Below are 13,445 nucleotides of genomic sequence, written 5' to 3'. Positions count from 1 at the left end.
TTATGGAAATGCTTTTATTTTATAGCTACTTAAAATATCAGAAAGAGATTGAAGACAGCACAATAAAAAAAATATTATGTCTTCCTTGGTTTAACATTGCACTGCCTACTTTAGCAATAATTGGTGCTTTCGCCTCTATTATTTTCGCATATATTTTTCAGGAGGGATTCATACTTCTTATACCACTGGCTCTTTTATTGGTGCTTGGTGTCATTGGATACCTGTATGTTAAGCATGTTCAGATTATCAATAGCAATAACAATATTTTTGATTACAGAAAGCGGTGCAGTCAAGTTTTTGAATGGCTGAAAGGACAATCAATTTTAGAAAGATCAGAGATTCAAGAATATCGAAATAGACTTTCTGCTTACGTAGAAAAAAACCAAAATATCATCGCCGCTAAAAAACAACGCTTGGATAGATGGATGCAAACATTATTGATACCTGTTACATTGGTTGTCTTTTCTGCATTTATTAGTGAGCAAACCGATACATCTAGAATAATGGAACATACTTTTACGTTTATCACAATTGTTATTGCAAGTTATAGTTTGATTTTGTTGATCAACTACACAAGTCAGATATTTACAAAACAAAAACTAGAGCGAATACAAAGATTTGTCGATGACTTACAGGGCGTGCTGGATACACAGTTTAGAGAAAAATAGTCGTAGGTGAGAATATTTATTTAGATAAAGACTTTCTTTCCATTGCCAAAATATTTGCCGCTTTAACAGCTGTACGTATCGCCTTCTCCGGGTCGTGACATGCCGAATCCGTCGCGCTCGGCTTAGCGTGCATTTGATTCCATACCACCGACAATACACACCCGCTTCTGGCGCCCAATATTTGGCAAACGATATACAGTGCTGCGCATTCCATTTCACTGGCCAGGCAGCCCGCTTTTATCCATGCGTTCCATTTGGTCATAAGCTCATCGCCGGATGGCATACGCTCAGGGCTATGTTGCCCATAAAAGGAATCCTTGCTTTGCACAATGCCTGTGTGATATGTAATGCCTTCGGTTTCTGCGGCAGCTACAAGAGCATTTGTGGCATCTAAATTTGCTATGGCAGGAAATTCTATCGGTACATATTCTTTGGACGTGCCCTCCATGCGAACTGCGCCCGTGGCGATAACAACATCGCCGCCGGCAACATTGATATTCATGCCACCGCAAGTTCCAACGCGTATAAAGTCACGAACGCCGGCTCGGTATAGCTCCTCAACGCAGATTGCCGTTGACGGACCGCCCATGCCTGTTGACATGACCATGCACGTTTCGCCGCATGGCAATTCGCCCAGCCAAGCCGTGTATTCCCTGTTCTGCGCGTAAAAACGGGGTTGATTTAATTGCCGCGCAATTTTCTCTACACGCGCCGGGTCGCCCGGAAGTAGTGCAATTTTAGCACCATGTGAATTATTGATTCCAATGTGATATAGTTTTTCCATAATCGCTCTAATCCTTTATGTCATTCCAGTGAAAAGGCAGTAATTCTCGAAGCAGAACTGATTTATTTTCAGCAACAATCACCCGCGCGTCTGCGTTAGAAAAGTTAATCTGCATAAGCATTTCGCGGCAACGCCCGCAGGGCGGAAGTATTGCGCCGTCATCTCGAACCGCAACGATGCTCACAACGTGCGTTTCGCGATTTTTGAGCATCTCCGCAATCGCTGAATGCTCGGCACAAAACCCTAAACTACAAGCCACGTCAATGTTTATGCCGGTATAAATATTCCCCTGTTCGGTTAGAAGAGCAGCAGATACTTTCCCAGCGGTATTCCCTTCAAAGCCATGTAACGCGTATTGTCCGACTATGTCTTTAGCGTATTCAACCAACTTTTTGCCCATAATTGCTCCTTTTCTAACGGTTTATCGATTTCAAAGGCACAATAATTGTATCATGCTTTCTCTATTTTTTCAACCCGCCCCTGTCATGTGTTTAGTTGCCACAACCAACACTTCTATGCTATCATGTATGGTATGGGTATAAAAGACATATGCAAATCGCTCGCAGCCAACAATGATGAGTATATTTTTCTATCCGCCATTTGCGATAAAATGGCGGACTGTAGGCGCAAAAATATCTTGACTGCTACACGATTTTTAGATTCTCGCCAACAAGCATTGGTACAACAACTGCTCTCGCGGCTGAATTACAGGGATTATCATTTTGATGGCGGCGTTTTGGACGCCGAGCGAAAGACATGTATATTCCTGCCCGATTATTCCACCGAGCATGAATTGTTCCGCGTTATCCGTGCAGAAAAAGCCAAGCAAGATATGCTCACGCACCGAGACTATCTCGGCTCGTTGATGGGCTTACAGATTAAACGTGAGTGTATCGGTGATATTTTTGTGCATGACAATGGTGCAGATATTGTTGTGTTGAGCGAAATTGCCGAGTATGTTATGATGAACTATCAAAAAGCAGGGCGAAAACAGCTCATACTTTCGTATATCATGCCCGATGAAATTTGCACAGGCTACAATGACTTTGCAATCAGTACAGTTACGGTATCTTCCCTGCGGCTGGATTGCGTTGTCGGCGCGGCTTGGGGGATGTCGCGAGCAGTCTCATCATCGCTCATAGAAAAAGGCGGCGTTGCGTTGAATGCCGCCGAATGCATAAAGTCTGACAAATTGCTGCAACCCGGAGATAAAATCACAATCCGCGGCAAGGGAAAGATTGAAATCCTCGTTGTTTTGGGGTATAGTAAGAAAGGTAAGATTTTCCTGGAAATTAAGCAGTATGGGTAGTTAATGTATTCTCATCATCATAAACGATGAGATATTTAGAGATATAGTTGATGTATGGTAGACTTTGGTATAATTTTATTAGCAATGTATAGATGTGATAAATGTTTTTACGAAGGAGCTTGTTTATGGATAAAAATATACAGGCTTGGAATGATGCGGCCCGTTCTTACTCAGCATTTGAAGACACTTCTTGCCATTCACTTTTTTGCAGAGCGTTTATATCTAAACACTTTTCGGATGTCGACAAACTAAATGTTCTTGACGCGGGATGTGGCAATGGGGAGTATACACATATTTTAAGTCAAAATGGCGGTATCGTCACAGGCTGTGACGCTTCGGCAGAAATGATAAAAATAGCTAAAGAGAAGTATCCGCTATACAATTATGAGGAAGTAAATATCATGGGAGCAATGCCCTACGAGAATAATGCTTTTGACATCGTGTTTTGTCACTTAGTATTGATGGACATTGACCCCATAGATAACGCAATTTCAGAATTTTACAGAATAACCAAAAACAACGGAAGACTTTTTTTCTCCATCGTTCACCCCGCTTTTTATCGTGCAGAATGGGAGAAAAATGAACAGGACATTGTGCTGTCCAAAAAAGTTTTCGATTATATTACACCAATAGCTGAGCAACAAATGTTTTGGGGTGCTACCATGCACTATCACAGACCAATCTCTTATTATCTCAATACAGTGGCAAAAGCTGGCTTTACTTTGAAAGAAATATTGGAGCCTAAGGTATATGGAGATGATAAAATACCTGATATTCCGTTATACTTATTTGTAGAATTTCAAAAAGATAAATGAGTCTAATAAACACACATAGTCTCAGCCACCTACCAGTCGGTGGCACAGAAAAATTTACATCTTTGGAGGTAATGCGCGACATGAACTTTAACGAATATCAAGCCTTAGCAATGAGAACGGCTGGTGACTATTCAAAAGACAGTTTGATTTTGAACGGTGTGATGGGGCTGTGCGGTGAAGCAGGGGAATGCATCGATATTGTCAAGAAACATAAATTTCAAGGTCATGCGTTGGATGCCGAAAAATTATTGGACGAAGCTTCTGATTGTTTGTGGTATTTAGCCATCATCGCGTCAGGCTTAGACATTACGTTGGAAGAGATTGCTATCCACAATGTAGAAAAGCTTAAAAAGCGTTATCCTGATGGCTTTGATGTTAGCAAAAGCAGAATTAGACTGAATAAGGAGAAATCTCTATGAAATACATCACCCAAGCTTTTGATATGGGCGCCGATTACGCCGTCAAGTTTAACATCGATGACATTGTTTTCGATCCACGAGTTGTGCTGAAATGTCTGTTTGGTTGCTCTACCTATGGCAAAAATCACACCTGTCCGTACCAAAAGTCGCCGCTCAGTATGGACGAGTACCGCGAGCTGTTCCAGCGTTACAATTGGGGCGTGGTTATCGGTTGCCGCGACAAACACCTTTCGCAAAAAATCTCATTTGAAATTGAGCGTGCCGCTTTTCTCGATGGCTATCATTTTGCCTTTTCGCTAAGCGACTGTGGGCTCTGCAAAGAGTGTGCAAAAGTGCATGACAAGGACTGCCACAACGTTATGAAAGCGCGCCCGGCGTTCCATGCTGTTGGTGTTGATGTGTTTAAGACTGTACATGGACTGGGCTTGCCGCTGGACGTATTACAAGCACACGATGAGGTTCCGCACTGGTATTCCGCGGTGTTTATTGAGTAAGGCGGAGTATTACAAATTGCTGCTAAAAACGGAATTGTGAGTAGCATAAATATGCTGCAGTTATATCGTAGACCCATAATAGATTATGATGAACATATCGCCCAACTCGTCCTCATAAGGTTACAGAGGAGGCGATTGCATGAACATAAAACTTACCAACACAGCTACCTATGCCACAGCGGTTATCACGCTGGTGAACATCACCTCACAAATCATCGCGTTTTTCTATCGTGTCGCACTAGTGCGACTGGTCGGTGCCGAAGTCATGGGACTATATCAGCTTATCGTGCCGGTTTACGCCGTCATCATGTCGCTGGTGGCAACCGGCTTGACTGTTGCTGTCAGTCGCCTGTCGGCCGAGTATACCGCCGTTGGGCAGTATGAGCGCACGCATCAATTGGTGCGTAAAGCGTTGCGGCTATTCTTTGTGGCGTTTTTAATCGTTGCGGCAGTTGTCGCGCTCTTCTCCGATGGCATATCTGTCGTGCTCATCGGTGACGCACGAACACATCTCGGGCTGCTCGTATTGCTCGCTTGTATCTTTTTCACCGGTGTTGAAAATATTTATAAAAATTATTTTTATGGCATCAAAAATATCCACCCACCCGCGCTGAGCGAAATGGTTGAGCAAATCGTGCGTTCGTGCGCGGTGCTGTTCTTGGTATGGCAATTTCCGCAGCAACATGCCGAATACACCATCGCACTCATTGTTGCGGGGCTGGTCGCCTGTGAGGTGGTGAGTTCTATGTTGCTGCGGTGGCTGTATATGAGGCACAAACGCAACGCAAGGGCTGGCATTATGTGTTCGCAAAATGGCGTTAATATGTGTGGGCGACAGGGTGCCGCCCCTGCACATCGCCGCGAAATATTAAACATCGCCATCCCCGTATCAATCTCCGCCGTTGCGCTTAACCTTATCAGCTCGGCAAACGCTGTCATCATCCCCGAGCGATTGATGGCAAGTGGTTTATCGTCAATTGACGCGTTGTCGCATTACGGCGTTATTTTCGGCATGGTGCTGCCGCTTATCGCATTGCCCATGGCCTGTATCGGCGCATTGACATTGGTGATGTCACCTCGTATTTCCGAAGCTGTGGCACAGGATAATAAACGCCTTGTCAGCCTGTATGTCAGTCGTTCACTGCGTGTCACAACCATTATTATGCTGCCGATGTTGACTTTGTTGGCACTTTTCGGCCAACCCATTGTCAATGCACTCTTTGCCAATAGTGTTGATTTTAAAATGATGGCGTTGCTATGTATCAGTTTCCTTTTTTCGTCGTATCAAGTTGTCACGGCAAGCATACTCAATGCCGTCGGCAAGCAAAAACGCGCTGCGGCAAACGTCATGGCAGCAGGGTTGGTGCAATTACTTATCACGTGGTATACCGTGGCACAACCGTCGTTGCGGTTGCTCGGTGTAGTGATTGCCATGCTCATCGGCGGTGTCATGGCGCTGCTGCTAAACGCTCTTGACGTACGGGCATGGCTGCGCAAAAAATCGGCTTGACCTAACCAGCCGCTCCGTGATATACTGACAAAAGAAAATGGGGGAGGTGTGCCTGTGAAAACATTGTCAATTTTATTGCTGATTGTCGCGCTGACGCTTGCCGCCTGCACGACAGCGCATGCCCCGACAGCTGCGCCCCGATCCGCGCCAAACCCCGCTGTACCGACAGAAGTGCCGCTGCCTGCACCCACGCCGCAGCCTACACCAAGACAACCCATAGTTGCGCTGACGTTTGATGACGGCCCTGCGCCGCACACCGAACGTATTCTGGATGTGCTGGAACAGCACAGCGGGCGGGCAACGTTTTTTGTTGTGGGTCAACGGTTAAGCACGCACCGTGATACAGTGATGCGTGCGTTTGAAATGGGCAATGAAATCGCTAACCATACTTGGACGCATCCGCATATGACTTCGCTGACCGATGAGGCCATCATCAATGAGATACAATCTACCTCTGCCGCCATCGCTGCCATTACTGGTATGTCGCCTCCAATATACCGGCCTCCGTTTGGGTTAGCCGATGAAAGAGTTATCGGCATATCCGCAGAGTTGGGCTATGCGGTCATAAAATGGACTGTCGACCCAATGGACTGGCGTGACCGAGATGCTGATGTCATTGTAGAAAGAATTATGGACCAAGTGCAAGACGGCGCCGTGATCTTATTGCACGACATACACGAGACAACTGCCCACGCCGTCGAGCTTTTAGTGCCCCGACTGCTCCAAGAGGGCTTCCAGCTTGTAACGGTGTCCGAACTGCTTGATGGACTATATGACGGCATAGAGGCCGGTACAGTCTTTGGCTCATATGATGCAGGACGAATGTGGGGATAGAATAATTCTGTCGGAGGTAACTAATGCTGGCTCTTAGCTCATCCTGCTGTCCGCGCGAACAGCTTATTCCAATGCTGCAACGACTGCAAGACAACGGCTTGCATGACATCGGCATCGAAATCTTTTACGACGCACTGCCGCTTTACGATAACGCCAATATTGCCGAACTTCTGCGTCCGCAAATTGAGCGGCAATTGGTCAGCTTTCATTACCCCATGGACGGCGTGCGCTTGATGTGTGATGATGTTGACGGCTGGGCGTACAAGTATAGCATTACGCGGTTGCGTGAATGCCTGCGCACCGCACAGCTGTGCAACGCCGAATATATGGTCATTCACGCCGCGCTGTACGGCGAAAAAACGCCGCAGGCCGAGCGGGAATCCGTGCGCCTGCGCTGGCGTGAGCGTTACGTACAATGGGCGGCATTGGCGGCGGAATACGGCGTGAAATTGCTTGTCGAGAATTGCGGCAGTTTGCAAAGCGACAGCGTACTGTTCAATCAAGAGCAGTTTGCTGAACTGTTTGCCGAGATTCCCGGCATGGAGTGCCTTGTTGACATCGGACACGCGCAAAATTGCGGGTGGGATATGCTTGCGTTAATCGAGCAATTGGGCGATAAAATCAAAGCCTATCACCTGCACAACAATGACGGCACGGAAGACAAGCACTGGCCGCTGAGGGACAAGCGCGGCGCGATAGATTACGACCCGATACTGCGCAAAGCCGACAAAAACGCGCTGATGATAGTCGAATACGGACGCTGGACGTTTGATGATTTGGAGTACATTATCGAAGAATTAAAGTGGCTGAGGAGTGAGTATGGATATTAAACTCATCGTCACCGACCTCGATGGCACACTGTTGCGCGAGGACAAAACCATCAGCGATTACACGCAAGATGTGTTGCGGCGTGTGCAAGCGCGCGGGATTAAAGTGGCTTACGCCACGGGTCGAGGGTGTCATTCAGTCGAGCTGTTTCCGCCCGGGATGTTTGACGGTTGCGCGTACAATAACGGTGCGGTTTCGATGGTTGGCGGCACGGTTGTATACGAGCGGTTCATTCAGGCTGAAACGGGTCGTAAGTTGCTGATGGCTTGCGATAATCGCGGTATGGTAACCGGCGCGCAACGCGGCAGGAAGCATTATACAAACTTTGATGTACACAAACGCTGGGGGTTGGATTTCGAGTTTGAAATCGTTGATTTTGAGCAATACAATCTTAACGCCGAGAAAATCTATGTTGAGGAGTGTGTCTCAGAAGATGCCGAATTCATCGAAAACCATCTTCCTGATGAGGCCTATGTAATCCTTGCCCGCGACGGTTTGGCAATGATTATGCACCGCGAAGCGCGCAAAAGCAACGCCGTTATGGCGTTGGCGCAACACTGGGGCATAATGCCGGCAGAAATGGTTGCATTCGGTGACGATTTGAACGATATTGATATGCTAACCGCTTGCGGCACAGGCGTTGTGATGGATGACGCCATCGACGAGGTCAAAGCTGTGTCAACCGTTCGTGCCGACACAAACGAAAATGACGGCGTGGCAAAATGGCTGGAAGCAAACGTGTTATCTTCGTAGGGGCGGCACACCGCCGTCCATACAATACAAAATACACCACATAAAGGAGCAACCCACATGACAAACCAAGACCTAAAACAATTTGCACGGCTCGCCGTAAACGTCGGCGTAAACCTGCAAAAAGGCGGCACGCTTGTCGTCAACTGTCCCGTTGAATGCGCCGATTTTGCGCGGCAAATTGCTGAGGCCGGATACGACGCCGGTGCGCGTGAAGTCGTCATGCGCTGGAACGATGATATGCTGACGCAAATGAGATATCTCCGCGCCGACGATGCTACGTTTGACGAGTTGCCGAACTGGATTGTTGAGATGTACAAAGAGTTTGCCGACAAAAAAGCCGCGATTATCAACGTCTACGCCACCGACCCCGAACTGCTAAAAGACGCCGACCCCGACAGAATTATGCGCGCGAACAAGGTCAGCAGTGCGGGCTTGAAATTCTATTCCGACAGGCAAATGGCGAACGAGTTTGCATGGAATATCGTTAGTGTGCCGACTGTCAGCTGGGCAAAGCGCGTATTCCCCGATAAGAGCGATGATGATGCAATGGCGGCGTTGTGGCAAGCTATTTCCGTTGCGACACGCCTTGAAGGTGATGCGGTGGCAAACTGGCGCAAGCATCTCGAAATTATGCACAAACGCTCGGAAACGCTCAACAGCTACAACCTCAAAAGCCTGCACTACATCAACAGCTTGGGCACTGATTTGACACTGGAATTGCCCGACCAACACCAGTGGATTGCCTGCGGCGAAAAGAGCGCTGACGGCGTACAATTTGTCGCCAATATGCCGAGCGAAGAGATTTTCACGCTACCAAAGCGCGACGGCGTGAACGGTGTATTGTATTCGTCCATGCCGTTGTCGCTTAACGGTAATATTGTCGACGGCATGAAGTTTGCCTTTGAAAACGGAAAAATTGTCAATGTAACCGCCGAAAAAGGGCAAGAATATCTCGAAAACGAACTGAACATCGACGAGGGCGCACGTTATTTGGGCGAAATTGCGCTTGTGCCGTACGATTCGCCGATTTCTAACATGAACGTGCTGTTTTACAACACGTTGTTTGACGAAAACGCGTCATGCCACTTTGCGTTCGGTAAGGCGTACCCATGCTTTCGCGATACGCCGGACGAAGAGACGGCAAAAGCCCGCGGGCAAAATGATTCGTTGACGCATATCGACTTCATGGTCGGCACGGCAGACTTGTCGATTGTCGGTACAGACGTTGACGGCAAAGAGATTCCGATATTTGTCAATGGCAACTTTGCATTTTAACGGCGAAGAGCTTTTAGGTGCGCATAGCTGCGTTGTCGTACGTGACGGCGCAGCTTTGCACACATTGCAAGGCAAGGGCTTGCGTCCGTTGTTGCAATTGCACGCCAACCACGCCGATGATTTGCAAGGCGCAAGCGTTGCCGACACTGTTGTCGGACGAGCCGCCGCGGCATTGCTGATTGTCAACGGCGTTGCGGTTGTTTACGGAAAGCTAATGAGCCGTGGCGCATACGATTGGTTGACGGCGCACGGCATTACGGCAACGTACGGGCAACTGGTCGAAAACATCCGTAACCGCGATAACACAGGCGTTTGCGTGATGGAGTTGCTGGTTGCCGATTGCATCGAGGCAGGGGAGGCTGTGAAGAAAATTTTGGTTAAAGTAAAAGGGACGCAATAAGCGTCCCTTTTGCAAATTCATTTTTTGTCAAGCGATTGTGTGGTAACGCTATCGCCTACCATCCTCGCCAGGTATCTGCATCTCTGTCATCCCAGAACCGATAGTCGATGTTGATGACCTCGCCAATCACATCGCCGTTGCTGTTGCGCAGGAAATCAACGTGGCAAGTGTCATCTTGATACAGGAAGAAGTAATAGAATGTCTCGGGGCTGCCGTACCAGTATGAAAAGTTCTCAAATTCGCCCAGTCGTGCGCCGGTGCGCTGTAGATATTTTTCGCTGTAAATAACGTTGAGCAAATAGCCACCGTTGCGCCAGTCCGGCGTATGGCGATAGGAAAGATTTGCCGGCACAAATGATGTACCCGAAATAAATGCTGCATTGCCGCCGATTTCCGGGTGCACAATTTCGGCCGCAACGATTTGCCCTGTCGTTAGGTTCTCAACCTCCATGTTGGCCATGCCATCGGAATACCAAATGGTAATCCGCACGTCATCGCGCGGGATCCACGAGCCGTTGTCATAGTCGGCCTCAACGATAGGCCCAAAATCGGTCAACCCGCCGTCTTTATTGGCCATAAAGACACGCCATACTCCGTCATTGGCATACCCCGCATAAATACCTGCGTCAACGGTAAATGTGGCATTCTGCAAAGCAAAGAAAATGTAAGCGTTGAAGCCCTGCCCGGGCTCGCCTGAGCGATCCGACTTGCGGAAGCGCGCTTGACTCAAGTCTATCACGGTTGTTACGCGTCTAAACCCGTTAAACGAATATGGTACTTTGTAAGTGTAGCCGCCGCTGTTAGGCTCCCACATATGCGGGTCGGGTTCATAGCGTTCATCTGTGGCAAAAAAACGGTAGCTGTTGTCAAAAATCGAACCATCACTGCGCACCGCATGGGTAAACGGATGATTATCGAGAAAATCCCGCGCCGATATTTCGTCATATACAACGTTGATAAACCGTGTGTGCTGGAACAAGAAGATGGCATTGGCTTCGCCCTCGGTGAACACGACACGCCCACCGTCTTCCTTAACCTGTGCGCCTGTGCGGCGGAAAGTTTGCTCCATGGCGTGAAACACGCTCTCAAATTCGCCCAAATTGCGCCCGTTGGCCGCTATGACCTGAAAGTTTCTCACGTCACGGGACTGTGTTTGCCCGTCAATACTCAGCCATTCATCCCGGTTAAAGCGCACAATTCCTTGCGCCGATTCGCCGTTGCGTTCAATTGTCACAATGTAGCCGGCGTCAGTCTGCAACGGCGCAGATATAGCCATATCATCTATCTCTTGACCGAACACTTCGCCGTCAATGCCCTCGATGGTGAGTGTAGTCGGATGGCTGACAACCTCGTCTAACGCAACAACAAGTTGCCATGTGCCGTCGTTGTGCAGCAGCGCGTTAACGCGGCGGCCTTGCGTGATTTCACCGTTACCTTGCGCCTCTTGCAGGGTGTTTTCCCACCGCGCATCGGTTCGGTCACAAGCTGTCAGCAGAAGCAGAGCTGCCGTCAGGATAAGTGCGGTGAGTAAGATAGTTTTTTTCATGGGTCAAATTCCTTTCTTTATGCAAATATCACTTAACTCACAAATATCACATTTCGCTCGTCGTGCCACGCAGACCTCGCGCCCGAACAATACGAAACGATGACATAAGTCGTTTTGTGCGTCCGGCGTGACGATTTTTTTCAACTGTTGTTCAACTTTTGCCGGGTCTTTGCTGTTGCACAATCCTAAGCGGTTGGAGATTCGTATGCAATGTGTGTCGGCGACAATGGCAGGCTGTCCATATACATCGCCGAGGATTAAGTTCGCCGTTTTGCGCCCTACGCCGGGCAAGGCGAGCAAGTCATCCATATTGTCTGGCACAATACCATTGTGCCGCTCTATTAATATCTGTGCGGCCAGCACAATATCCTTTGCTTTGGTGCGAAAAAAACCGCAGGGCTTGACAATGGCTTCTATGTCGGCAATATCGGCTTCGGCCAAAGCTTGAAGCGATTTATACCTACCGTATAGAATTGGTGTAATGGTATTGACTCGTGCGTCGGTGCATTGTGCCGACAGCCGCACAGCAAAGAGCAATTGGTAGTCATGCTCGTATTGCAATGAGCAAAGCCCGTCGGGATAACGCGCAGCAAGGCGCTCAACAACAGCAGCGGCAAGTTCTATCTTTTTCATGGTCGTATCCCCGTCCTGCGTCCGCAGACGCCATTGTCAGCGTGCGATTATTTTCTCATATCGCGCCATCACTTCATTCATAGCATCCTGCCAGCTGAAATAAACTTCTCGTTGTGCTAATATGCCCATATCGTGCAATTTCTGCGGTGCGTTCAGTAATTCGGAAATGGCTCGTGCCGCTTGCGCCGCATTGTCGTCAATATGCAAGCCGTTACGCCCATGTGTTACGCCTTCGGCAACGCAACTACCGCGCAACACCACGCCGGGGCACGCTAACGCCGCTGCCTCTTGCACGACCAATCCGCTGGTATCAAAATCAGACGGGAAGAAAAATACGTCAGCCCGCGCATAGTATGCCCGCAGCAGTTCGCGGTCACGCACCGCGCCAACAAAGATAACATGTTGAGCTAAGCCCATGGCGCGGCAGGTATTTTGAATCTCCTTTTCGTCTTGACCATTTCCCACAAAGAGCATACGAAAATCACGCCCGTCTTTTTGCAATTGCGCTAATGTATTGAGAATCAGTCGAATCTTCTTATACCAAATCATACGCCCGACAAAGAGAAATATGGGTACATTTTCGGGCAAGTGATGGGTGCGATTGACGGTCTGAAGCAACGACGCCTCTACCGGTTCAGTTGGCATGGTGCAACCGTTGCGCATGATATGTATATCACCGTTGTAGCCCAAGTTTTGCAAATCTAGGGCTGCGCCTCGCGAAACGGCCCACACTTCATCGAAAGAGGAAATGCGCCGGACAACAAAATTTTGCATAAATGTTCGGAATTTTTCCGGTACAGTGCGTTCAAAGTCCTGCGCGTACTTAGTATGATAGGTGTAGACCGAGGGGATCTTGCATGATTGCGCCGTTTTTTTAGCCAAAAGGGACAGCGAAAAGGGGCTGTGACAGTGCGCCAACCGTAATGGCATTTTTTTGAGTTTGGCGATGGTGCGCATTGCAATGGGTGTGGCTAAACGATACGGGCCGATTGCCTTGCTCGTTTTGAGCGATGGAACGCGTAGAACGGGGTAAGGATAATTGTCAACATGGTGCGGTGCTTTAGGTGCAACAACTACGCAGTCGTCGTTGCATTGCAAATACTCGGCATATCCGGCAGTCAGCACTGATACGCCGTCAACAATGGGCGCGAAAGCGTCGGAAAATAAAGCCCACATG

16 protein-coding genes are annotated in these 13,445 nt (G+C 48.4%); 11 read left to right on the top strand and 5 right to left on the bottom strand.

Annotation, left to right across the window (positions count from 1 at the left end; all coding sequences use genetic code 11):
• The first annotated feature begins 2 nt into the window (after positions 1–2).
• On the top strand, positions 3–668 hold the full coding sequence (locus tag FWE06_01215) for a hypothetical protein (protein ID MCL2545800.1): 666 nt from the start codon (positions 3–5) through the stop codon (positions 666–668).
• Between the two features lie 16 nt (positions 669–684).
• Here the strand turns inward: FWE06_01215 and FWE06_01210 are convergent, their stop codons facing one another.
• Both FWE06_01210 and FWE06_01205 read right to left on the bottom strand, forming a co-directional pair.
• Positions 685–1,452, bottom strand: a complete 768-nt coding sequence (locus tag FWE06_01210) for a nucleoside phosphorylase (GenBank protein ID MCL2545799.1) — start codon at positions 1,450–1,452, stop codon at positions 685–687.
• A 7-nt stretch (positions 1,453–1,459) separates the two neighbouring features.
• A complete protein-coding gene (locus FWE06_01205) occupies positions 1,460–1,852 on the bottom strand; it encodes a cytidine deaminase (GenBank protein MCL2545798.1) in 393 nt (130 codons plus the stop codon).
• Between the two features lie 237 nt (positions 1,853–2,089).
• Between FWE06_01205 and FWE06_01200 the strand changes: the two genes are divergently transcribed.
• From FWE06_01200 to FWE06_01155, 10 genes are all read left to right on the top strand, one after another.
• Complete coding sequence (locus FWE06_01200; GenBank protein ID MCL2545797.1) at positions 2,090–2,761, top strand: YlmH/Sll1252 family protein; 672 nt, start codon at positions 2,090–2,092, stop codon at positions 2,759–2,761.
• Between the two features lie 125 nt (positions 2,762–2,886).
• Positions 2,887–3,576, top strand: a complete 690-nt coding sequence (locus tag FWE06_01195; protein ID MCL2545796.1) for a class I SAM-dependent methyltransferase — start codon at positions 2,887–2,889, stop codon at positions 3,574–3,576.
• 80 nt (positions 3,577–3,656) lie between these two features.
• Complete coding sequence (locus FWE06_01190; GenBank protein MCL2545795.1) at positions 3,657–3,995, top strand: nucleoside triphosphate pyrophosphohydrolase family protein; 339 nt, start codon at positions 3,657–3,659, stop codon at positions 3,993–3,995.
• Positions 3,992–4,489, top strand: a complete 498-nt coding sequence (locus FWE06_01185; GenBank protein MCL2545794.1) for a DUF2284 domain-containing protein — start codon at positions 3,992–3,994, stop codon at positions 4,487–4,489. The genes FWE06_01190 and FWE06_01185 overlap by 4 nt, the downstream gene beginning before the upstream one ends.
• A 139-nt stretch (positions 4,490–4,628) precedes the next feature.
• Positions 4,629–5,999, top strand: coding sequence for a polysaccharide biosynthesis protein (locus tag FWE06_01180; GenBank protein MCL2545793.1), 1,371 nt, complete (start codon positions 4,629–4,631; stop codon positions 5,997–5,999).
• A 54-nt stretch (positions 6,000–6,053) separates the two neighbouring features.
• A complete protein-coding gene (locus FWE06_01175) occupies positions 6,054–6,833 on the top strand; it encodes a polysaccharide deacetylase family protein (GenBank protein MCL2545792.1) in 780 nt (259 codons plus the stop codon).
• A 23-nt stretch (positions 6,834–6,856) separates the two neighbouring features.
• Positions 6,857–7,663, top strand: a complete 807-nt coding sequence (locus FWE06_01170) for a sugar phosphate isomerase/epimerase (protein MCL2545791.1) — start codon at positions 6,857–6,859, stop codon at positions 7,661–7,663.
• Positions 7,653–8,414, top strand: a complete 762-nt coding sequence (locus FWE06_01165; GenBank protein ID MCL2545790.1) for a Cof-type HAD-IIB family hydrolase — start codon at positions 7,653–7,655, stop codon at positions 8,412–8,414. The genes FWE06_01170 and FWE06_01165 overlap by 11 nt, the downstream gene beginning before the upstream one ends.
• A gap of 57 nt (positions 8,415–8,471) precedes the next feature.
• Entirely contained in the window at positions 8,472–9,689 is a 1,218-nt protein-coding gene (locus FWE06_01160; protein ID MCL2545789.1) for an aminopeptidase, read from the top strand.
• Positions 9,670–10,089 (top strand): DUF1893 domain-containing protein, encoded by a 420-nt coding sequence (locus FWE06_01155; protein ID MCL2545788.1) that lies wholly within the window; start codon positions 9,670–9,672, stop codon positions 10,087–10,089. Before FWE06_01160 ends, FWE06_01155 begins: the two co-directional genes overlap by 20 nt.
• Positions 10,090–10,144: 55 nt before the next feature.
• On the opposite strand, the gene FWE06_01150 is transcribed toward FWE06_01155, so the two are convergent.
• Genes FWE06_01150 through FWE06_01140 form a run of 3 tightly spaced genes read right to left on the bottom strand, consistent with a single transcriptional unit; the run spans position 10,145 to position 13,444 of the window.
• On the bottom strand, positions 10,145–11,635 hold the full coding sequence (locus FWE06_01150) for a hypothetical protein (GenBank protein MCL2545787.1): 1,491 nt from the start codon (positions 11,633–11,635) through the stop codon (positions 10,145–10,147).
• A 3-nt stretch (positions 11,636–11,638) separates the two neighbouring features.
• Positions 11,639–12,268, bottom strand: a complete 630-nt coding sequence (gene nth / locus FWE06_01145) for an endonuclease III (protein ID MCL2545786.1) — start codon at positions 12,266–12,268, stop codon at positions 11,639–11,641.
• Positions 12,269–12,304: 36 nt separating this feature from the next.
• Positions 12,305–13,444 carry a glycosyltransferase gene (locus tag FWE06_01140; protein ID MCL2545785.1) on the bottom strand — a complete coding sequence of 380 codons (1,140 nt, stop codon included), beginning with the start codon at positions 13,442–13,444 and terminating at the stop codon, positions 12,305–12,307.
• Position 13,445: the final 1 nt, after the last annotated feature.

Source organism: Oscillospiraceae bacterium (assembly GCA_009780275.1).
Classification (GTDB): Bacteria; Bacillota; Clostridia; order Oscillospirales; family UBA929; genus WRAI01.
The sequence above is the reverse complement of the archived record's forward strand: the minus strand, read 5'-3'. Positions and strand labels throughout refer to the sequence as shown.